At 70.5% G+C, this 20,301-nt stretch carries 20 protein-coding genes; 8 read left to right on the top strand and 12 right to left on the bottom strand.

What is annotated here, in order from left to right:
- Window positions 1–48 precede the first annotated feature (48 nt).
- The 4 genes from NKJ07_RS02840 to NKJ07_RS02825 form a co-directional block, all read right to left on the bottom strand.
- Entirely contained in the window at window positions 49–1,500 is a 1,452-nt protein-coding gene (locus tag NKJ07_RS02840; RefSeq protein WP_318569083.1) for a PAS domain S-box protein, read from the bottom strand.
- A 93-nt stretch (window positions 1,501–1,593) separates the two neighbouring features.
- Window positions 1,594–2,817, bottom strand: a complete 1,224-nt coding sequence (locus tag NKJ07_RS02835) for an HD domain-containing protein (RefSeq protein ID WP_318569082.1) — start codon at window positions 2,815–2,817, stop codon at window positions 1,594–1,596.
- A gap of 162 nt (window positions 2,818–2,979) precedes the next feature.
- Window positions 2,980–4,434 (bottom strand): MATE family efflux transporter, encoded by a 1,455-nt coding sequence (locus tag NKJ07_RS02830; RefSeq protein ID WP_318569081.1) that lies wholly within the window; start codon window positions 4,432–4,434, stop codon window positions 2,980–2,982.
- Window positions 4,431–5,054: a TetR/AcrR family transcriptional regulator gene (locus NKJ07_RS02825; protein WP_318569080.1), complete on the bottom strand. Its 624-nt coding sequence runs from the start codon at window positions 5,052–5,054 to the stop codon at window positions 4,431–4,433. Before NKJ07_RS02825 ends, NKJ07_RS02830 begins: the two co-directional genes overlap by 4 nt.
- Window positions 5,055–5,273: 219 nt before the next feature.
- Between NKJ07_RS02825 and cofD the strand changes: the two genes are divergently transcribed.
- The 6 genes from cofD (at window position 5,274) to NKJ07_RS02795 (ending at window position 10,594) form a co-directional block, all read left to right on the top strand.
- Window positions 5,274–6,287, top strand: coding sequence for a 2-phospho-L-lactate transferase (cofD, locus tag NKJ07_RS02820; RefSeq protein ID WP_318569079.1), 1,014 nt, complete (start codon window positions 5,274–5,276; stop codon window positions 6,285–6,287).
- Window positions 6,284–7,147: a tRNA-dihydrouridine synthase gene (locus NKJ07_RS02815; RefSeq protein WP_318569078.1), complete on the top strand. Its 864-nt coding sequence runs from the start codon at window positions 6,284–6,286 to the stop codon at window positions 7,145–7,147. Before cofD ends, NKJ07_RS02815 begins: the two co-directional genes overlap by 4 nt.
- Before the next feature lie 319 nt (window positions 7,148–7,466).
- Window positions 7,467–8,300 (top strand): triphosphoribosyl-dephospho-CoA synthase, encoded by an 834-nt coding sequence (locus NKJ07_RS02810; RefSeq protein WP_318569077.1) that lies wholly within the window; start codon window positions 7,467–7,469, stop codon window positions 8,298–8,300.
- A gap of 47 nt (window positions 8,301–8,347) precedes the next feature.
- Entirely contained in the window at window positions 8,348–8,959 is a 612-nt protein-coding gene (locus NKJ07_RS02805) for a DUF447 domain-containing protein (RefSeq protein ID WP_318570524.1), read from the top strand.
- A gap of 159 nt (window positions 8,960–9,118) precedes the next feature.
- The gene (locus NKJ07_RS02800) at window positions 9,119–10,300 is read left to right on the top strand and encodes a hypothetical protein (protein ID WP_318569076.1); all 1,182 of its coding nucleotides are present in this window, start codon (window positions 9,119–9,121) and stop codon (window positions 10,298–10,300) included.
- A gap of 96 nt (window positions 10,301–10,396) precedes the next feature.
- Entirely contained in the window at window positions 10,397–10,594 is a 198-nt protein-coding gene (locus tag NKJ07_RS02795; protein WP_318569075.1) for a 30S ribosomal protein S17e, read from the top strand.
- Window positions 10,595–10,939: 345 nt separating this feature from the next.
- Here the strand turns inward: NKJ07_RS02795 and NKJ07_RS02790 are convergent, their stop codons facing one another.
- From NKJ07_RS02790 to NKJ07_RS02775, 4 genes are all read right to left on the bottom strand, one after another.
- Window positions 10,940–11,194, bottom strand: coding sequence for a DUF8022 family protein (locus NKJ07_RS02790; RefSeq protein WP_318569074.1), 255 nt, complete (start codon window positions 11,192–11,194; stop codon window positions 10,940–10,942).
- A complete protein-coding gene (locus NKJ07_RS02785; protein ID WP_318570523.1) occupies window positions 11,195–12,736 on the bottom strand; it encodes an acyl-CoA carboxylase subunit beta in 1,542 nt (513 codons plus the stop codon). It abuts the gene before it with no gap.
- A 192-nt stretch (window positions 12,737–12,928) separates the two neighbouring features.
- Complete coding sequence (locus tag NKJ07_RS02780) at window positions 12,929–13,861, bottom strand: EamA family transporter (RefSeq protein WP_318569073.1); 933 nt, start codon at window positions 13,859–13,861, stop codon at window positions 12,929–12,931.
- 45 nt (window positions 13,862–13,906) lie between these two features.
- On the bottom strand, window positions 13,907–15,319 hold the full coding sequence (locus NKJ07_RS02775; RefSeq protein WP_318569072.1) for a sodium-dependent transporter: 1,413 nt from the start codon (window positions 15,317–15,319) through the stop codon (window positions 13,907–13,909).
- A gap of 28 nt (window positions 15,320–15,347) precedes the next feature.
- Between NKJ07_RS02775 and NKJ07_RS02770 the strand changes: the two genes are divergently transcribed.
- The gene (locus NKJ07_RS02770; RefSeq protein ID WP_318569071.1) at window positions 15,348–15,509 is read left to right on the top strand and encodes a hypothetical protein; all 162 of its coding nucleotides are present in this window, start codon (window positions 15,348–15,350) and stop codon (window positions 15,507–15,509) included.
- On the opposite strand, the gene NKJ07_RS02765 is transcribed toward NKJ07_RS02770, so the two are convergent.
- The 4 genes from NKJ07_RS02765 to NKJ07_RS02750 form a co-directional block, all read right to left on the bottom strand.
- Complete coding sequence (locus NKJ07_RS02765; RefSeq protein ID WP_318569070.1) at window positions 15,506–16,840, bottom strand: sodium-dependent transporter; 1,335 nt, start codon at window positions 16,838–16,840, stop codon at window positions 15,506–15,508. The genes NKJ07_RS02770 and NKJ07_RS02765 overlap by 4 nt on opposite strands.
- 131 nt (window positions 16,841–16,971) lie before the next feature.
- Window positions 16,972–17,241: a hypothetical protein gene (locus tag NKJ07_RS02760; protein WP_318569069.1), complete on the bottom strand. Its 270-nt coding sequence runs from the start codon at window positions 17,239–17,241 to the stop codon at window positions 16,972–16,974.
- Between the two features lie 125 nt (window positions 17,242–17,366).
- Entirely contained in the window at window positions 17,367–18,326 is a 960-nt protein-coding gene (locus NKJ07_RS02755; protein ID WP_318569068.1) for an NADPH:quinone reductase, read from the bottom strand.
- Window positions 18,327–18,431: 105 nt separating this feature from the next.
- Entirely contained in the window at window positions 18,432–19,775 is a 1,344-nt protein-coding gene (locus NKJ07_RS02750) for a RimK family alpha-L-glutamate ligase (RefSeq protein ID WP_318569067.1), read from the bottom strand.
- Between the two features lie 144 nt (window positions 19,776–19,919).
- Between NKJ07_RS02750 and NKJ07_RS02745 the strand changes: the two genes are divergently transcribed.
- A complete protein-coding gene (locus NKJ07_RS02745) occupies window positions 19,920–20,204 on the top strand; it encodes a hypothetical protein (protein WP_318569066.1) in 285 nt (94 codons plus the stop codon).
- The last annotated feature ends 97 nt before the right edge of the window (window positions 20,205–20,301 follow it).

Genomic DNA, 20,301 nt, shown 5'->3' with positions numbered 1-20,301 from the left:
GTCTCTGATCACGACCACGGGCCGCCGTCGAATCCGGCACGACCGCGATCAGTCGACGTCCGCGCCGCGGATCTCGAACCGTGCGCCACCGCCGTCGCTCTCGGTCACGCTGACGTCCCAGCCGTGCGCCTGGGCGACCTCCCGAACGATGCGCAGTCCGAAGCCGGTCCCCTCGGCGCTCGTCGAGTAGCCGGTCTCGAAGACGCGCTCGCGGTCTCTGGGCGGGACGCCGGGGCCGCCGTCGGCGACGAAGAACCCGTCCGGGAGCCCACCGACCGTCACGGTCACCGCGTCGCCGTCGGCGCTGTCGCTTCCGTCGGTGCTGTCGTCGGCCGCCGGCCGGCTGCTCGCGGAGCCGTGTTCCACGGCGTCCCCGCGAGCCTGCGATCGGGGGTTCGTCGAGCCGTGCTCGACGGCGTTCCTGAGGAGGTTCTCGACGAGCCGACGGAGCTGGCGCTCGTCCGCGTGGACGGTCGCGTCCGTCTCGACGACGAGCGTCGCGGTCCGTCGGTCGACGGAGCGCCAACACTCCTCGGCGAGCTCCCTGAGCGACACGTGCGTCGGCTCGGGCTCCGTCTGGCCCTGTCGAGCGAGCGTCAGGAGATCCCCGACTAGCCGCCGCATCCGGTCGTGGGCGTCCGTGACCGAGTCGAGGTGGTCGCTGTCGCACTCCTCACGGGCCAGTTCGAGCCAGCCCTCGGCGACGTTCAGCGGGTTGCGGAGGTCGTGGCTCACGATCGAGGCGAACTCGTCGAGCCGCTCGTTCTGCCGTCTGAGGGTCCGCTCGCGCTCGACCCGCTCCGTGACGTCGCGGATCATCCCGACGCGGCCGAGGTCGCTGTCGGGGTGCCCGACCGGGCCGAACCGAAGCTCCGCGGGGAACCGCTCGCCGTCGCCGGTCACGAACTCGTACTCGACCGTCCCGACGTCGCGGTCGCCGCTCGCGACGGCGGCGCGGAGTTCGTCGGCCTGCTCGACTGTCGCTTCGGTGACCCAGTCGTCGATGTCGGTGCCGAGGAGCTCCTCTCGGGAGACGCCCTTCATATCGACGTACCGGTCGTTGACGTACGCGATGGTGCCGTCGGACTCAATGGCGTAGACGGCGTCGGCGAGCGACTCGAGGACGACCTCGGCGCGTTCGAGTTCCCGCTGGCGGCGTCGGGCCTCGGTGACGTCGCGGCCGACGCAGACGACGGCCGTCGCAGGGTCGTCGGCGTCGGGAACGGCGTCGCCCGCCGCCGTCCGGAGCGTGGCGTCGAACGTCGTCCGGCCGGTCGCTGGGACGGCGGTGACGACCTCGCGGACGTGGTCGGCGTCGCCGAACAGGCGATCGAGCGACAGCGACGACAGCGTCTCGTCGGTGTAGCCGGTCGCCTCCACCAGCGCGCGGTTCCACCGGCGCAGCCGTCCCGCCTCGTCGAAGACCACGACCGGGTCCGCGATCGAGTCGACGAGCCCCGCCGACCACTCCCGGGCGGCCGGGGAGGCGTCGTCAGTCATCGGTGCTCACCTCCCGGTCGCGGCTGTGAGCGCCCCACGGAAGCCCTCGGACGGGTAGGGCCAGGGTCGGCCGTGGCGGTGGACAGCGTCGACTCACTGGAACTCGTCGAGCGTCGCGTTCAGCCCCGTCCGGACGTCGCTGACGAGCGCGCCCTCGACGTCGAGCCCGAGGGTGTCGACCGCCGCGCGGCCGACCCGCTCGGTCTCCGCACGCGGACAGTAGACGCCGAAACGCCACTGGCGTTCCTGGGCGGTTCGGAGCGCCGAGACGAGCGGCGAGGCCTTCCCCAGTTCGCGGATGTCGCCGTTGACCACGACCCGCGAGGTCGACTCGGTCATCGACGGGCGCGGGGGGACGTCGACGACGACCGTCGACTCGGAGACGTCGGCGCGGTCGGCGATTTCGCGCTCGAACCCCCGGAGGTCGGCGTGGGAGGCGTCCAGCAGTCGTTCGGGGACGTCGGCGTACTCGGCCCACACCGCGCGCTTGAACAGCCGGCGGGTGTCGAGCCGTTCGGCGTACGCGCTCGTGCGGCGCGTCGACCGGAGCGACGAGACGAAGTCGTGGTCGTCCATCCGCCGGAGGTCGGCCGCGGCGATGTCGGGCGCCTCCAGCAGTCGTTCGGCCGCCCGGCGGAGCATCGCCTTCGCGATGCGCGCGACGGGGTGTTGATACACCGTGGGGTTCATCAGCGCCCGCGCCAGGAGCAACGATTCGGCGGTCTGGACGTTCCCCTCCCGGAGGACGAGTTCGTCCTCGACGAACGCGAGTTCGCGGACGAGCCGTTCGTGGTCGATCGTCCCGTAGGGGACGCCCGTGTGGTGGGCGTCCCGCACCAGGTAGTCCATCCGGTCGACGTCGAGTTCGCCGGAGACGAGTTGGCCGTACCGCCCGTCGCCGCGGACGAGCCCCGCGACCCTCTGCGGATCGACGCCGTGGTCGTCGAGGACGCGACCCACCTCGCCCGTCGTGACGAGGTCGTCGACGTCGTCGTGGTACTTGCCCGTGTGGCGGTGGACGACGTCCTCGACGTTGTGGCTGAACGGGCCGTGGCCGACGTCGTGTAAGAGCGCGGCGGCGCGGACCCGTTCGGCGGTCGTCCCCTCGACGCCGAGGTGGTCCAGCGCACGGGTCGCGAGGTGGTACACGCCGAGCGAGTGCTCGAAGCGGGTGTGGTTGGCGGCGGGGTAGACGAAGCTCACGGTCCCCAACTGGGTGACCCGGCGGAGGCGCTGGACGGCGGGGGTGTCGATCAGCGCCTCGGCAACGCCCCCGACCTCGATGTGGTCGTGGACGCTGTCCTTGATAGCCAGCATGCCCTGACGTTCGCCGTCATCGGACAAAAACCGTCGGATGAGCCAGCGAGGCCGACACACGGCGAAACACGACGGACCGTCGACCGACGGCGTCGCCTCCGGCAGAGGAGCGGTACGGGTCCCCTCCGAGTCGCCCGGCGGACGGCGCGGGCCGGGTCCGTCTCAGTCGTCGGTGCTGGCCGGTTCGGCGGCACCGTCGTCGCCCTCGAACTCGTCGCCGACGGCGACCTCCCGGTCGGTGAGGTCGCCGTCGCGCCAAGTCCCGCGCTTGTACCACGCGAGCGCGAGCACGGCCCCGATCACGTTCGAGACGACGAAGCCGTACCAGATACCGACGGGGCCGAGCGACTGCGCGCCGAACCAGGCGATCGGCAGACGGACCACCCACAGCGTCACGATCGCGAGACCCGCGGAGGTCATCGTCTTGCCCGCGCCGCGGAAGCTCCCGCTGTACGCACGCATGATCCCGAGCATCCCGAACGTCGGCGCGACCGTTCGGAGGAACGTCACCCCCTCCTCGACGACGGCCGAGTCGGTGGTGAACACCGAAACGAGCGGCTCGGTGAAGACGAAGACGACGACGCCCATCGCCGAGAGGACGACGAACATCACCTTCGCGGCGAAGTCGGCGGTCTGCTCCGCCCGGTCGGGCTTGCCCGCGCCGATGTTCTGCCCGGACATCGTCTCGACCGCCTGTGCGACCGCGATCGCGGGCAGGAAGATGACCGAGAAGACCCGCGTCCCGATCCCGAACGCGGCGACGACCGCGGGGGAGAACAGGGCGACGACGACCAGGAGGAAGTTGACCGAGAGCGCCCGTCCCGTGACCTCGAACGACGCCGGCCCGCCCAGCGAGGCGATGCGCCGGAAGTAGTCGGGGTCGGGCCGCATCTGACTGAGGTGGATCCGCACACCGCGGTTCCCGCGGAACATGATCCCGAGCCCGACGATGAGCGCCAGCGAGCGCGAGAACACCGTCGCGTAGGCCGCGCCGGCGACGCCCATCTCGGGGAACACCCACCAGCCGAAGATGAGGAACGGGTCGATGACGACGTTGATCGCGACGGAGCCGAACATGACGAGCATTGGCGTGATCGTGTCGCCGTAGCCGCGCATGAGCGAGATGAACACCAGGAAGCCGAACAGGAAGACGATCCCCAGCGAGATGACCTCCATGTACGCCGTCGCCCCGGGGAGCACTTCCGGCGACGCGCCCAGCAGCCGGAGCACGTCCTCGACGAAGAGATAGCCGCCGGCTCCGAGGACGACCGAGGCGATCACGGCGAACGTCATCGTCTGGGAGGCGGCGTACTCGGCCTCGCGCTCCTCGCCGGCACCGATGTACTGCGCGACGAGCACGCTGCCGGCGATGGAGATGCCGAAGCCGAAGGAGATCAGCAGGAACACGAGCGGGAAGCCGAAGGAGATGGCCGCGAGCGCCTCCGTCGAGTACTGCCCGAGCCAGAACGTGTCGGCGAGGTTGTACGCCGTCTGGAGGAGGTTCGTGATGACGATCGGGAGCGCGAGGTAAAACAGCGGCCTGGCGATGCCGCCGCTCGTGAGGTCGAACTCGTCTTTGTCCTTGAACAGCCCCGACAGCCGGTCGAGGGCGCTCATCGGGACGCCCCCGCCGGTCGCGCCGCCGACGCGTCGTCGTCGTCCGTCGCCAGCAGCTGGGTGGCGACGTAGCCGTCGAGGACGGCCCGCGTCTCGTCGAGGTCGCGGCCCACCGCGACGTTGCGGGTGTGACCACCCGCGAGCACGTCGGCGACGAGTGCCGCCGTCGCGTCGGGATCGACCTCCCGGAACGTCCCCGCGTCGACGCCGTCGGCGACGATCTCCCGCACCCGCGTGACCAGCACCTCGTCGGCCGCCGCGAGTCGCTCGCGGTAGGCCTCGTCGTACGGGGCCTGGGCCTTGATCTCCAAGAGTGCGGTGTGGAACGCGGGGTAGTCGGTGTCGCTGTCGTCGGGGGAGAGACACTCGTCGAACAACGACGCCAGCCGTTCGGGCGCGTCGTCGCCGGCCAGCGTCTCCAGCCGGCCCTCGTACCACGACGTGAGCGCGTCGAGAAACGCGATCAGGAGGTCACGCTTGGTGTCGTAGTGGTAGTGGAGGGCGGCCTTGCTCAGATCGGTCTCGTCGGCGATGTCCTGCATCGTCAGGTTGGCGTACCCGTGTGCACAGAGCGCGCGGTATGTCGCGCGGATCACCGCTTCGCGAGGCTCGTCGGACATTCAGTGTTCGAACTGACTAACCAGTCAGTCAAATATCCACGGATTCGTCTCCGCCCCTGCGGACCGCTCTCGTGGTCCACGCGATGACTCGCCGGTCGCCGCGTCACGCTCGGCAGTCGGGTGTCCCGATCGGTGGCCCTGCGCAGAATATCCACGACGCGGACCAGTACGACGCCGATGCAGGAAGTTTCAAACCACCGGTCCACATAGCACGGTGCTATGGTGACGTTCCTCGCCGGCGGAACGGGGACGCCCAAGCTCCTCGACGGCCTCGGCTCGACGTTCGAGCCCGGGGCAGTGACCGTCGTCGGGAACACGGGCGACGACGTCGAGCTCGGCGGCCACCTCGTCTGTCCGGACATCGATACCGTCCTGTTCCACGGGGGCGGCGTCCTCGACCGCGAGCGGTGGTGGGGGATCGACGGCGACACGACCGCGACCCACGACGAACTCCGCCGACTCGCGGCAGAGAGCGGACTGGAGACGGGGCCTCGCTACCTCCCGGACGCCGCACAGACGCGAGGGAGAGAGATCGCCCGCTGGCGACGCTTCTCGGCGGTGGCTGAGTTCATGGAGATCGGCGACCGTGACCGCGCGGTCCACCTGACGCGGACCTCGCTCCTCGACGAGGGACACACGCTGACCGAGGTGACACGGACCCTGGCGGCGGCGTTCGACCTCGAGATCGATCTCGTCCCGATGAGCGACGATCCGGTCGCCACGATCGTCCACACCGACGAGGGGCCGCTGCACTTCCAGGAGTACTGGGTTCACCGACGCGCCGAGCCGACCGTCGAGGACGTCGAGTTCCGCGGAGCGGACGAGGCCGCCCCGACGTCTGCGGTCCGGGCGGCACTGTCGGAGCCGGTCGTCGTCGGCCCGTCGAACCCCGTGACGAGCGTCGGCCCGATGCTGGCCGTCCCAGGGATCGAGGCGGCGCTGTCGGAGACCGCGGTCGTCGCGGTGTCGCCGTTCGTCGGTCGCGAGGTGTTCTCGGGGCCCGCGGCCGAGTTGATGCGCGGCGTCGGACTGGAGCCGTCGACCGCCGGCGTGGCCGAGGCGTACCCCTTCGCCGACGCGTTCGTCCTCGACGGGGCGGACGACACCGAGCTGGATCGCCCGGTCGTCCGGACCGACACCCGGATCGACGACGCGGCCGACGCCCGGCGCGTCCTCGACGCGGTCGGCGACGCGCTGGCGCTGGTCGGGGAGCCGGAGGGACGAGCGCGGTGATCCGACGGACCGACGCTGGAGCGCCCGACCGCGGCGACGTCCGGCTCGTCCTCGCGAGCCTCTCCGGAGAGGCCGACGCACGGTGGGCCCACGACGGGAGCGACTTCGCCGACCTCGCGATGCTCGGTGGGGTCGCGCTCGACGCACGCTCGCGGGACGCCGCCCGTGCGCTCGTCATGCGCGAGCGGTCGGAGTTTCTACCGCCCGATCCACTGGTGTTCCTCGACTTCCAGCTCGCCGCGCTCGCGGAGTCGCCGATCCGCGCGGGCGTGAACGTCCGCAGCGCGACCGTCGGGCCGGTCGGCGTCGCCGCGCGGGTGTGTGCGGCCCACGACGCCCTGCTCGAAGTGAACGCCCACTGCCGCCAGGAGGAGCTCTGTCGCGTCGGCTGTGGCGAGACGCTCCTGCGGGACACGGAGCGGCTCTGCGAGTATGTCTCAGCGGCGGCAGACGCAGGGGCTCCGGTGAGCGTGAAGGTGCGCGCGGAGGTCGACGGCGTCGACCTCGCGGAGACGGCGCGTCGGGTCCGAGCGGCGGGCGCGGACGTCTTCCACGTCGACGCGATGGACTCCGAGGCGGTGATCGCGGACGTGGCCGAGGCGGCACCCGAACTCGTGCTCGTCGCCAACAACGGCGTGCGCGACCGCGTGACGGTGTCGGAGTATCTCGGCTACGGCGCAGACGCCGTGAGCGTCGGCCGTCCGAGCACCGACCGGGAGGCGCTTCGCCAGGTTCGGCGAGCGGTCGACGAGTGGTTCGCGGCCCGCAGGGGCATCGAGAAGGACCCCGACACGGATCACGCCGGCGACGCGGACGGCGTCGCCCGGCGGTTCGAGCGCGACCCGGCCGACCGCGTGTGAGGCGTGGTGGCGTGGCCCGCCAGGCGGCCCGCTCGCGTGCCGCCGAGCCTCCTCGGAAACCCTGAGCCGTGCCCGCCGCCGTCCAGCCATCGTGGCGATCTCGACCGCGCCTTTGGACTTATACTCCCGGCCTAAGTGGAAACTTTGAAGTCCCACAACTCACAACGATCTGATGAGGCGTCATCCGACTTCTCTCCCCCCACTTCCCCCCCACTCGGGTGGCCCTCGTTTTCACACCGAACCGAGCGGTAGCTCGGCCCCAATACACGGCCGTAATCAGCGCGCAGAGTCTTTACGTACCGCCGCGTTACGGCCGGTCATGCGAACCCCGGCGGACAACGCACAGCTAGCGCTCCTCCTCGAGGTGGCCGGCACACCCAAACCCGGCAACGTCGACCGCCACCGCGAGTACGACGACCTCCGTTTCGAGCACTTCCTCGCCGGAAGCGTCGGCGCGGGAGCCGGCCTCCGTGCGGCCGAGACGGACGCCAGCGTCGGCGCGGCCTTCGAGGAGTGCGTCGAGGGCATGAGCCAGCAGGGCGGCGGCAACACCCAGTTCGGCTGCCTGTTGAACCTCGTACCGCTCGTGCGGGCGGCCGCGGCGGAACGGCTCTCGCCGACGGGCGTCCGCGAGGTCTGCCGGAGGACGACCGTCGCGGACGCCTGCGGCTTCTACCGCGCGTTCGATCACGTCGACGTCGCCGTCGGCGACCCGCCGGCGGACCTCGACGTGCCGGACGTGCGACGCGGGGCCGACGCCGTGGACGAGATCCGCGAGCGGGGCCTGACGCTCTGGGACCTGATGGAGCTGTCGGCCCCGCACGACGGCAACGCCCGCGAGTGGACCGACGGGTTCCCGCGGTCGTTCTCCGTCGCCGACGGCGTCCTCGACGGCGAGGGAACGGCGACCGAGCGCGCCGCGCGGGCGTTCCTCGAACTCCTCGCCGGCGAGCCCGACAGCCTGGTGGCCGTCCAGCACGGGCCGGCCGCGGCGCGAGACGTCCGAGCGCGGGCCGCGGCGGTCGGGACGGACCTCGACGCGGCCGCCGAGCTGGCCGACGAGTTCGTCGCCGAGGGGATCAACCCGGGGACGACCGCCGACCTCACCGCGGCGGCGCTGTTCGTCGCGCTCGAACGGGGGTGGGAGGTGTGACCGATGCGGGCGATCGGGGCGGCGAGGCCGGGGGGAACGTCGGCGAGATCGACCGCGACGACGGCTGGCCGGTCGCGCTCGACGGCGTCACCGAGTCGGTGGTGACGACGCTCGGGCCGAACGGCCTGTGGAACGTCGCGGTGCTCGGGCTCCACGCGCCCGACGGCGGTCTCGACTGCTGGTCCCAAGAACCCGTCGAGGCGGTGACGTGGGGCAACACGCGGACGCGCCGGAACTTCCACCGGCGTGCCGGCGGGGTCGTTCAGTTCGTCGCCGACGCGCGGGACTTCGTCGACGCGGCGCTCACGATCCGGGAAGAGCCCGCGCCGGTGCTCGACAGCGCCGACGCCTGGGTCCGCGTCGCGGCCGAGCGGATCAACGCCGGCGAGGAGGGCGACACCGAGTGGGAGCGATGGCGACTCCGCCCCGAGACCGGTGCAGTCCGACGCCGACGGCCGCGGACGATCGACCGGGGCCTGTACGCCGTCGTCGACGCCACCGTCGCCGCGTCGCGGCTCGACGTGCCCGGCTACGACACGGCGCGGCTGCTCGACCGCCTCGCGTACTTCGCCGAGACCGTCGAGACGTGCGGCGGGGCGGCCGAGCGGGAGGCGTTCGCGCGACTCGACCACGAGACCGGCTGGCGCGACCGCCGGTGAGCCGGGCCGATCGCGCGGGTCGGTGCCGCGCGGTCGCCGGCCGTCGACCGGAGCCGGGTATCAGTCGCGATTCTGCGGACCAAAGAGTGATGCCGTTCGTCGCGGAGTCGTCGGTCGAGCGCCGGCCGGGGCGGCGACCGTGCCCCGCTGGCGAGGAACATGCGACGCAGGAGACGACACCGACGGACTGGCCGGACGGGGATCGCCGCCGTACTGATCGCGCTGTGCGTCTGGAGCGTGGTCGGCGGAGCCGTGGCCGTGCCGGCCGCCGGGACGGCGAGCGTGGACGGTGAACAGGTGGATCGACCACGCGACGGCGGGCTCCGGAGCGACACCGAGCGCGTCGTCGGCGCGACGCTGAACGTAACGGTGGCCCCGACGACGATCGCCGCTGGCGTCGGCGACGCCGTCGTGGTGTCGGGCGAGACAGCGGAGGTCGAGGACGTGCGGCTCTATCTCGTCGGGCCGCGCGGGCGGTTCCTCGACGCCGACGGCACGGCGGGGGCGATGGAGACCGAGTCCGTCACCGGGGGGACGTTCTCGGTGGCGTACGAATCCTTCGGCCGGCGGGGGGCGTACACCCTGCTCGTCGTCAGTCCGCGCGCGGACGGCGCGTTCACGACGACCGAGACGCTCGGCCGCGACGCGCTCCCGTCGGAGATGCGACGCCAGCAGGCGATCGACGTGGTGAAGAGCGCGTACGGTGGCGACGAGGTCGTCGAACTGACGATCCGCGGGGAGACCCCGTCGCTCGCGATCGACCCGTTCCCGGACGACGCCGTCCCCCGGGAGGAGGCGGTGACGGTGTCGGGGTCGTCGAACCGCGGCGAGGAGACGAGCGTCGTCGTCGACCTCCTCGACGGCGAGCGCCAGGTCGCGACCGGCGAAGTGGCGACCGTCAACGGGTCGACCGGCGAGTGGGCGGCTGAACTGGACACCTCGGAACTCCCCCCGGGAACGTACACGCTGTTCGCCGACGACGGCGCGTCGACCGCCTCGTCGGTGCTCGTGATCGACGACGACGGCGCGGGCGGCAACGGAACGACGCCAGCCGAGACGCCTTTCCCCGCGATCGACGGCGACCGGACCGCCAGCCCCGATGCGAGTGGGAGCGTCGCCACCGCGACCGGTGCCGCCGTCGAGAACGCGACCGGCGGTGCCGGGACAGAGCGGCCCACGAGCGCGACGACGACGAGCGGGACGGGCAACGCGTCGGGGACTGGAACGCCGCAGGGAACCGCCGGGTCGACATCGGAGGGGCTGCCCGGGTTCGGGGTTCCCGCCGCGGTCACCGCGTGCGCCGTCGTGGGGCTCGCCGCTCGACGGCGGGCGCGCGACTGAGCGGGTCGTTCACGATCGTAGCTCGGACGCGGACCGCCGCGTGGGTCGACGACGCGTAACGAATCGTTTTTGTGCGCCAGCGAGCAAACGTCGGGCATGGCGATCAAGCCCAAGTACGTGAAACAGCTCGGGAACCTCCTCCTCGAGCGGTATCCGCAGGCGTTCAACACGGAGTTCGAGACGAACAAGGACAGCGTCACGAAGCTCACGAACGTCGAGTCGAAAGGCGTCCGTAACCGCATCGCGGGCTACATCACGCGCAAGAAGGCCAGCGCACAGGCCGCATCGGCGTAACTCTCCTTCGAGGCTGACTGCGAACCGCGCCCTCGCCGACCCGCAGGTTCGTCACGCCCAGCGGCGGCGCTGTCGGGCCGTTCTTCTGCTCGGTCACCGACAGGAGCCGTCTCCGGCTCATCGCTCACCGCCGGTCACCGCGGCTGTACGGCGCGCGCCGGAGAACACCCTCGCGGTCATCGAACGGGCAGCACCGACGCCGAGAGATGGGTCAGTCGCCGACGCGCTCGACCCGTGCTGGGACGCCGTGGCGCGGCTGGAGCTCGCTGGCCGGGTGTTCACCGCGTCTCGGAGGGAGAGGAGGGGATGATCAGCCCCGGACGCCGCGCGTCGTGCCGCCCGGTGTCAGAACCGGTCCGCGCGGCTCGCGGCGACCCAGGCGTTCGTCGGGGTGCCGTCGGGGACGCGCGTCCGGCGACTCTGGAGCGCGTCGACGCGGCCGGCGAACCTCCACTTGCGGTCCTGCCACGTCTCTTCGGTCGCGGCCGCGGCGGCCGCGGCGGCCACGGCCTGGTCGCGCATGTGTGCGGAGACGGCGGCGGCGATGGCCGCGGCCTCGTCCTCGGTCGCGTCGTCGGGGAGGTCGAGATCGATCGACATTCAGATCGGGAGGTTCCCGTGTTTCTTGTCGGGCTGGTCGCCGCGCTTCGTCTTCAGCATCCGGAGGTCGTCGACGAGTCGCGCCCGCGTCTCGGTGGGCTCGATCACGTCGTCGACGAAGCCCCGATCCGCGGCCGTGTAGGGGTTGGCGAACTCCTCGCGGTACTCGTCGATGAGTTCCTGCCTGCGGGCCTCGGGGTCGTCGGCGGCGTCGAGTTCGCTGCTGTAGAGGATGTTGACCGCGCCCTGCGGCCCCATGACGGCGATCTCGGAGGTGGGCCACGCGTAGTTGACGTCGCCGCCGATGTGTTTCGACGCCATCACGCAGTACGCGCCGCCGTACGCCTTGCGGGTGATGACCGTGAGGAGGGGCACCGTCGCCTCCGAATAGGCGTAGAGGAGTTTCGCGCCGTGGCGGATGATGCCGCGGTGTTCCTGTTCCGTCCCGGGCATGTACCCCGGCACGTCGACGAACGTGAGGATGGGAACGTTGAACGCGTCACAGAACCGGATGAACCGCGAACCCTTCATCGAGGCGTCAACCGTGAGGGTGCCGGCGTTCGCGCGGGGCTGGTTGGCGACTACTCCCACAGAATGACCGTCGAGGCGGCCGAAGCCGACGACGATGTTCCGCGCCCACTCCTCGTGAATCTCGAAGAACGAGCCTTCGTCGACCACCTCGTCGACGACGCTCGTCATGTCGTAGGGCTTCTGTGCCGCGTCCGGCACGACGCCCGTGACGTCGGCCTCGCGCTCGGGGTCGTCCCACGGCTCGACTCTGGGCGGGTCCTCGACGTTGTTCTGCGGGAGGTACGACAGCAGGCGGCGGATGTTGTCCAGCGCCTCCTCCTCGCCCGCGAACGTCTTGTGTGCGACACCGGTTTTCGAAGCGTGGGTCTTCGCCCCGCCGAGTTCCTCGAACGAGACCTCCTCACCGGTGACCGTCTTGATGACGTCCGGCCCGGTGATGAACATGTGGGAGGTGTCCTGCACCATGAAAATGAAGTCGGTGATGGCGGGCGAGTACACCGCGCCGCCGGCACACGGCCCCATGATCGAAGAGATCTGCGGCACCACACCGGAGGCCTGCTGGTTGCGGTGGAAGATGTCGGCGAAGCCCGCGAGCGACTTGACCCCCTCTTGGATGCGCGCGCCCGCGGAGTCGTTGAGGCCGACGATCGGCGCGCCGACCTCCATCGCCTTGTCCATCACCTTGCAGATCTTCTCGGCCATGACCTCCCCGAGCGAGCCACCGAAGACGGTGAAGTCGTGGGCGAAGACGAACACCGTCCGGCCGTCCACCTCGCCGTAGCCCGTCACGACGCCGTCGCCCGGGAGCTTCTTCTCTTCCATCCCGAACTTCGAGGTTCTGTGCGTCCGGAACTTGTCGAACTCGTTGAACGTCCCCTCGTCGAGGAAGTAGTCGATGCGCTCCCGGGCGGTCATCTTGCCCTTGTCGTGTTGCTTCTCGATGCGCTCTTGGCCGCCGCCGAGCAGCGCACGCTCGCGTCGTTCGCGGAGGTCCTCGATCCGGTCTTCCATCGTCATGTCGGACCACCTGATGTCATTGACGGAACGTGAACGACCCGCATCAAAAGGATTCCGGGATTCGAAGCCTGTCCTTCGGTCTCACCCGCGAAGGGAGTCAGCGGATCGATCGGCGAAGACGGCGGTCCGCAGTCGGGATTCGATATCACGGAGCGACTGCCCGGCTCGACCGCCCGAACCACCGGCTCACACCCCGACCGCACCCGGTCCGAGCGTCACGAACGCGACGCCGACCACGACGAGGAGGCCGCCGGCGACAACCCCGCGGGTCACGCGTTCGAGGTCGCGGAGAAAGGCCGCGGCGAACACCGCGGTAAAGAGCGGCGCGGTCGCCACGAGCGGATCGACGAGCGCGACCCGGCCCTCGGGGAGGGCGAAGGCGGCGAACAGCGAGAGGAGGCCCCCGGCGGTGATGACGCCGCTGACGGCGAAGTAGCCGTACGTCTTCGGCGGGGCGCGGAGGTGGTCGGGGTTGCGCGCGAGGACGTACGCCGCGACGGCGACGAGCGCGGCCGTCTCGTTGATCGCGACGGCCTCCAAGGCGGTTGCCGGCGAGGTCGTCAGCCCGAACCGGCGGAGGACGTTACCGACGGCGAACGCGCCGGCCGCGGCGAGCGGGAAGACGAGGTCCCGGGGCTCCCACCCGCGGAGGTCGCCGCCGCGGGCGGTCGACAGCACCGCGAGGCCGACGACGATGACGACGATCCCCGCGCCCGTCGAGAGCGAGAACGGCTCGCCGAGGAACGTCAGCGCGAGCACGGTCGCAAAGAGCGGTCGGGCGCTGATGACGGCGCTGTTCACCGAGGCACCGACGCGCTGGACGCCCGCGAACACCGCGAGGCGGCCGATCGCGGTGCCGACGACGCCGGCGACGACGAAGACGACGACGATCTCCCGGGAGAGCGGCGGGAGGATCGGGCCCCCGCGCAGGACGGAGAGGCCGACGAGTCCGGCCCAGTACAGCGACGTGTCGACGAGCACGACGACGAGCGACGCCTGCACGGGCGTCCCGCCCAGCGAGAGGCCGCGCTTCGACACCACGGGCTCGAAGCCCCAGAGGAGCGCCGGGAGGAGCGCGAGGACGTACACTTCGAGCGGTGCAGCGATGAGACCGGCCATGTCGGCGGCGAAGGAGAGGAAGTGTAAAGCGACGGCGGTTCGGGCTCAGAGGACCGACCGCGGCGAGCGCAGCGCGAGGAAGGCCGCGACGCCGGCACCGACCGCGAGGGCGACGGTAGGCCAGAAGCCGACGCGCGTCTCGAGCCCGAGGCCCGTCAGGAGCGTGAAGACGAGAAAGAGGGGGAGGACGATGCCGACCGCGTAGAGCCACGGCACGGCGAGGCGAGCGGTGAGCGGCCCGGCACCGGCGCGGAACTCGGTGAGGGCGTCCCGACCGAGCACCCAGCCGACGTAGAGGAGGAAGGCGGCGAGGCCGGCGGTGAGGAGGCGGTCGACGAGCGTGACCGCGAAGAGCTCGAAGATGGCCGCGTCGAGCGCAGTGGCCGCGCCGGTGACGGCGAACACCGACAGCGAGAGCGCGACCGCCCGCCGCCGATCGAAGCCGAACTCGTCGACGAGGACGGAGACGGGGATCTCCAGCATCGAGATGGACGAGGAGAGCGCGGCGAGGGCGACGACGCCGAAGAAGACGGTGGCGACGAGTGTCCCCGCGGGGAGGCGAGCGAACGCCCCCGCGATGGAGACGAACAGCGCGCCGGGGCCGGGCGACCCGGGCTGGACGCCGAGCGAGAAGAGGAGCGGGAAGACGACGAGTCCCGCGAGCACGCCCACGAGGGTGTTGAGGACGGCGATGGTGCCGGCGTCGAACGGGAGCGAGCGGTCCTCGCCGAGGTACGACGCGTAGGTGATCATCGTCCCGGCCCCGAGCGAGAGGGTAAAGAGCGCCTGACCCGCCGCCGGGCCCAGGACGGAGAAAAAGTTCGCCCGCAGGGTCGCGAGGTCGAACGAGAGGTAGAAGGCGTAGCCGGCCGCGGCGTCCGGCTGTGTGGCTGCCCAGCCCGCGAGGGCGACCAGGAGGACGAAGATCGCGGGCATCATCACCGTGGTCCCGAGTTCGATCCCCCGGCGCACGCCGCCGAGGACGATCGCGCCGGTGAGTCCGAGAAAGAGCAGGTGGTACGCGAGCGCGTCGGTCCCCGTCGATGCCGAACCGAAGTACGCCCCGGCGTCGGTGGCGTACGGGAGCGGCCCGCCCCCGAGCGCGAGCGCGCTCTCGACGAAGTACCGGACGATCCACCCGCCGACGACGGAGTAAAACGACAGGAGGACGAGCGCGGTCAGGATCGAAAGGCCGCCGACGGCGGCCCAGCCGTTCGACCCCGAGAGGTCGCGGAGCGCGCCCACGGGGTTCCGTTTCGCCCGGCGGCCGATGACGAACTCGCCGACGAGTCCGGGGACGCCGACGGCGAGGATGACGAGCAGATACACCAGGAGGAAGGCGCTCCCGCCGTTTTCGGCCGTGACCCACGGGAACCGCCAGATGTTCCCCAACCCCACCGCACTCCCGACGGCGGCGAGGATGAACCCGATTCGGGTTGCCCACGTCTCACGTGTCATTACCTCTCGATGGCCGAAGCCGACGCAAGTGCGTTACGAAGCGAGGATCCGTCAGTCGCCGAAGATAACGGTTTTCGGTCGGTGGAACGGGTTCGTTGCCGACGACGAGCACGTGAAATCTCGCAGCGACCGAGAGATCGTCACCGGGTCGACGGCGGCTCTCAGGGGCGGCGGCGACGGGCAGCGCTAGCCAAGCGGTGGGAAGATGGCACCGCCGACGAACAGGGTCTGCAGGCCGAGCGCGAGCGTGCCGAGGACGGCCACGACGACGACGACCCGGACCGTCCAGAGCCACGCGACGCCGACGCCGTGACCGAGGTCGGAGCCGCGGAGTACCTCCGAGAGCGCGTCGCCGCCGATCCGCCAGCCGACGAAAAGCAGGATGCAGAGCACCGACAGCGGGAGCAACAGCTGGTACGCGAGCGTGTCGAACCAGCCGAGCCAGGCGGTCGAGAGCGCGGAGGGGACGCCGAGGACGAACAGGCCGCCACCGATCGTGACCGCCGCGGGGAGCCGCCCGATCCGGCTGTTGTCGACGACGTACGAGACGACGACTTCGAGGAGACTGATCGCAGAGGAGAGCGCGGCGACGAGCACTACCGCGAAGAACGCCGTCCCGAGGGCGCGGCCGGCGGGGAGATCGCCGAACGCGCCGGCAACCGAGATAAACACCGCCCCGGGGCCGCTGGTGTTGGGGTCGACGCCCTGGGCGAACAGCAGCGGGAAGACGACGAGCCCCGCGAGCACGCCCACGAGGGTGTTGAGGACGACGATCGAGCCCGCGTCGGCGACGAGGGAGTCCTCGCCGTCGACGTAGGAGGCGTAGGTGACCATCGCGCCCATCCCGAGCGAGAGCGAGAAAAAGGCCTGTCCGACCGCGAAGGGGACGATCTCGCCGAGGTTGCCACGCAGGGTCGACAGGTCGGGCGAGAGGAAGTACGCGTAGCCCGCGCCGGCCCCGTCGAGCGTGAAGGCGTAGGCGGCGAGCCCCACGAGGATCAGCAGCACCGAGGGGACCATCACTTTCGTCGCGCGCTCGATCCCGTTTTCCACGCCGAGGGCGACGACGCCGACGGCACACGCCATGAAGACGGCGTGACCAACGAGCGCGTCGGTGCCGGCCGAAACGGTCGAGAAGAAGCCGGCGGCGTCGCCGAAGTACGCGCCGCTGGGCGAGGCGACGAGGTAGCGGATGACCCAGCCGCCGACCACGGAGTAGTACGAGAGGATCCAGAAGCCGATGAACAGTCCGAGCGCGCCGACGAGCTTCCACCGGGGGCTGCCGAGCACGCCGAACGCGTCGACTGTGTTGCGTTTCGCCCGCCGGCCGACGACGAACTCCGCGAGGATGGCGGGGAGGCCGATCCCCACGGCGGCGGCGAGGTAGACGACGAGAAAGGACGCCCCCCCGAACTGTCCCGTCTTGAACGGGAACTGCCAGATGTTGCCCAACCCAACCGCGCTCCCGACCGCGGCGAGAACGAACCCGACCCGCGATGCCCACGTCTCACGTTCCGTCATAGCCGATCTAGACGAACTGGCCTTGATAAACGCGATGAATTCACTTCGAATGGCGATAAAATAGTGATATGACTCGATGAACGAAAATGAGGCGTGCTATCGGGCGGCACGAACCAACGGTGGTTCGTCGCTCAGACCGTGCTGACGGCGTCGCCGTCGCGGACGATCAGGTCGTACTCGCCGAGCGTCCCGAGGATGCTGAACAGCGCCAGTTTGGGCAGGCCGAGCGCCGTCCCGAGTTCGTCGACGGTCGCGGTTCCCCGGGTACGGAGGTAGAGGTAGACGAGTTTGGCCTGTGACGAGGTAATCCGGTCGGGGATCTCGATCGGGTCGATTCGGTCGCGGGCGGTGGGGTCGACCTCGGTGCGGGGAGTCGGTTCGAGCGCGCTGGTCGTCATCATGGGAGAACGTGACGGCAGCTTGGAAAATAAAGAGGTGACGTCGTTTCCAGTTTCGAGGAAAAGCGTCGTTCGAATGACATTCTCGGCCGGCGATGCGAACGGCCGGCAACTGGGGGGGAGGCGGCTTACGGCGCGATGACGAGTTTCCCGAGGATCGACTCCTCCATCACGGCGCGCTGGGCCTCGGCGGCCTCGTCGAGGTCATACGTCCGCGCAACCTCGATGTCGAGGTCGCCCTGTCCCATGAGGTAGGCAACGCCGGCCAGTGGGTCCGCCAGCCGCGGCGTGTTGAACATGCTCATGAACTGGTAGGAGACGTCCTTGCTCCGGGCGACGCCGTCGTTCGAGAAGCCCACCTCGGGATCGTTCTCGCCGATGCCCACGACCCTGCCGCCGGTGGCGGCGACCTCTGCGTCGAACTGGAGGTAGTCGTCGAGGCGGTGGTCGAGGACGACGTCGACGCCGCCGGTCTCGTCGACGACGGCGTCGGCGAGGTCCTCCCGTGCGTAGTCGAAGACGGCGTCGGCCCCGAGCTCTTTCACGCGAGCGTGGTAGTCGGGTGCGGCGGTCGTGACGACGTGCGCGCCGGTCGCCGCCGCCAGCTGGACCGCGGCGTGGCCGACGCCGCCGGAGCCGCCGTGGATCAGGACGGACTCGGCGGGTTCGAGCCCGGCGTGGTCGACGAGCGCGCGCCACGCCGTGACGGCGGCGACGCCCGCCCCGCCGGCGGCGACGAGGTCGACGCCGGCGGGGAGGTGTGCGAGGCGGTCCTCGGGGACCGCGGCGTACTCGGCGTAGCCGCCGAAGTGGTTCATCCCCAACCCCGTGCCGACGACGTGGTCACCGACGGCGTAGTCGTCGACGTACTCCGAGACGGCCACCACCTCGCCGGCGACATCGACGCCCGGGATCATGGGGAGCTGGAACGGTTCGTACGACCCCGCGCGGAAGTACGTGTCGACGGGGTTGACCCCCGCGCCGGCCACCTCGACGACGACGTCGTGCCCCGTCGCCTCGGGACGGTCGACCTCGTCCACCTGGAGGACGTCCCTGTCACCGTACTCGTGGAAGCGTACTGCGCGCATGACGTCCCCGAGGAGGGTCGGCGTGGCGATAAAACCGTGACTACCGGAAAGCCGCGGTCGCCGACGGCGGGGTCGGGAGCGTCGCCGTCGCGGCGACCGGCCGGGCTACTCCTCGGTGTCCTCGTCGTCCAGCGGGTAGACGCTGGCGTCCTCGACCCGTCGGGAGATGTCCAGGAAGTAGTGTTTCAGGATATCCCGGCCGATGAGCAGCGGGTGGGACATGTGGCTCCGGTCGACGATGTTGGCGGCGACGGTGTGTTGGGTCCCGCCGATCCCGACGACGAGGTCGACGACGGGCCGCGACTGGCCCTTCCGCGCACTCCCGCTCCTGACCGTCGAGACCGTGTGGATCGGCCCCGCACCGATCTCCGCGGCCAGACGGAGGTCGATGCTCGTCCGTGCGGCGCCCGAGTCGGCCTTGCCGATGACGTTCTGCGTCCCGGAGGTGCCCGAGACGACGACGCGCTCCGTGAAGCCGATGACCGGTGGCTCCTCGAAGTCGGTGGCCGTGGGCCGGGGCATACACGACGGCGGCGAGTCGTCGAGCGTCGCCGCGAGGCCCGCGACGCGGTCGTCGTCGACGTCGACACCCAGCCGTCGCAGCGCGAGCGCCGCGATGTACGGCGCGGGGCTCACGCCGGTCGCCCGGTAGAGCCCCCGGAAGCCCGCCGTCGGGTTCACTTCGAGGACGTACCAGCCGTCGTCGCCTTCGATCAGGTCGACGCCGGCGTAGTCGAGGTCGATCACCGAAGTGGCCGTCCGCGCGATCTCCCTGGGTCGGTTCGGGAGGCTCCCGGTGGCGTCCTCGACGTCGCCGCCGAGGTGGACGTTCGTCCGCCAGTCCTCCGCGGCCGCGTAGCGGTACATCGCGCCGACGATGCGGTCGCCGACGACGTAGACGCGGAGGTCCCGCGGCGGGTTCCGGTCGCCGACGAGTTCCTGGAGGAAGGCCCGACGCTTGCCGACCTTCGCCGTCAGGACGTCGTCGGTGTCCACCTTCCACGCGCCGCCCCCGTGCGTGCCGATGGCGGTCTTGTACACCGCCTCGGGACCGAACTCCTGTCTGTGGGCGTTGAGGTTCGAGCCGCTGAGCGCCAACAGCGTGTCCGGCACGGGCAATCCCTCCCGGGCGAGTAAGGACGCCGTCGCCATCTTGTGGGCGGCGACGGCGGTCGCGTCGGGGTGGTTGAGGATCGGTTTCTGTGCTGCGACGGTCCGGGCGATCCCCAACTCCTCCGTCGGCTGGTCGGTGTTCGACAACAGGAGCCGGTTGGCGATCACGTCGACGTCCGGTTCGAGTCGGACCTCGCCGTCGTCGATCGTGACGAGGGTGTTCTCCTCTCGCAGCCACTCCGGTCGGTGGCCGAGCGCCTCGACGGCGTTGCAGATCGCTTTCGACTCCTTGCTGTCGTGAAACGCCAACACGCCAACCCTAACTGCGGATGTCATACGATTATCATGAACTGGCGGGCGGGAAAGCCTACCGCCACGCCGAGCGTGACTCCGCGGGGGCCAGAGAGACCGGTCGCCCCGCCGCGAGCGCAGGCGCGACCGGTGAAAACGCATTTGTTCCCCCGGCGAAACCGAGAGGACATGGGCGTCCTCCGAGTCGGCATGCTGTGCTTCGGTGTCGGGCTGTTCGTCGCGAGCGTCGCGGGCGTCGCGTTCGGGGTCTCGTTCGGCTGCACCGAGGCGTTCTGCGAGAACCCACAGCCGACGGTCGCGGTCACGGGCGTCTCGCTCTCCGGGGTCGCGGTGTTCGACGGCTGTAACACCTGCCGGCTGAACCCGGCTGTCGTGGGCGGTATCGGGCTCTCGGTCGTCGGTGTGCTCCTCGGCGGAGTCGGCGTCGCCGGCGAGTTCCGAACTGAGGAGTGAGCGGCCCCAACGAAAGCGGACACGCATCCGAGTAAATCCCGACAGCGGCGGCCGGACTCGTCCGAACCGGCGGGATTTAAGCGTCGGCCTCTCCCGG

Source organism: Salinigranum marinum, from assembly GCF_024228675.1.
GTDB lineage: Archaea > Halobacteriota > Halobacteria > Halobacteriales > Haloferacaceae > Salinigranum > Salinigranum marinum.
The sequence above is the reverse complement of the archived record's forward strand: the minus strand, read 5'-3'. Positions and strand labels throughout refer to the sequence as shown.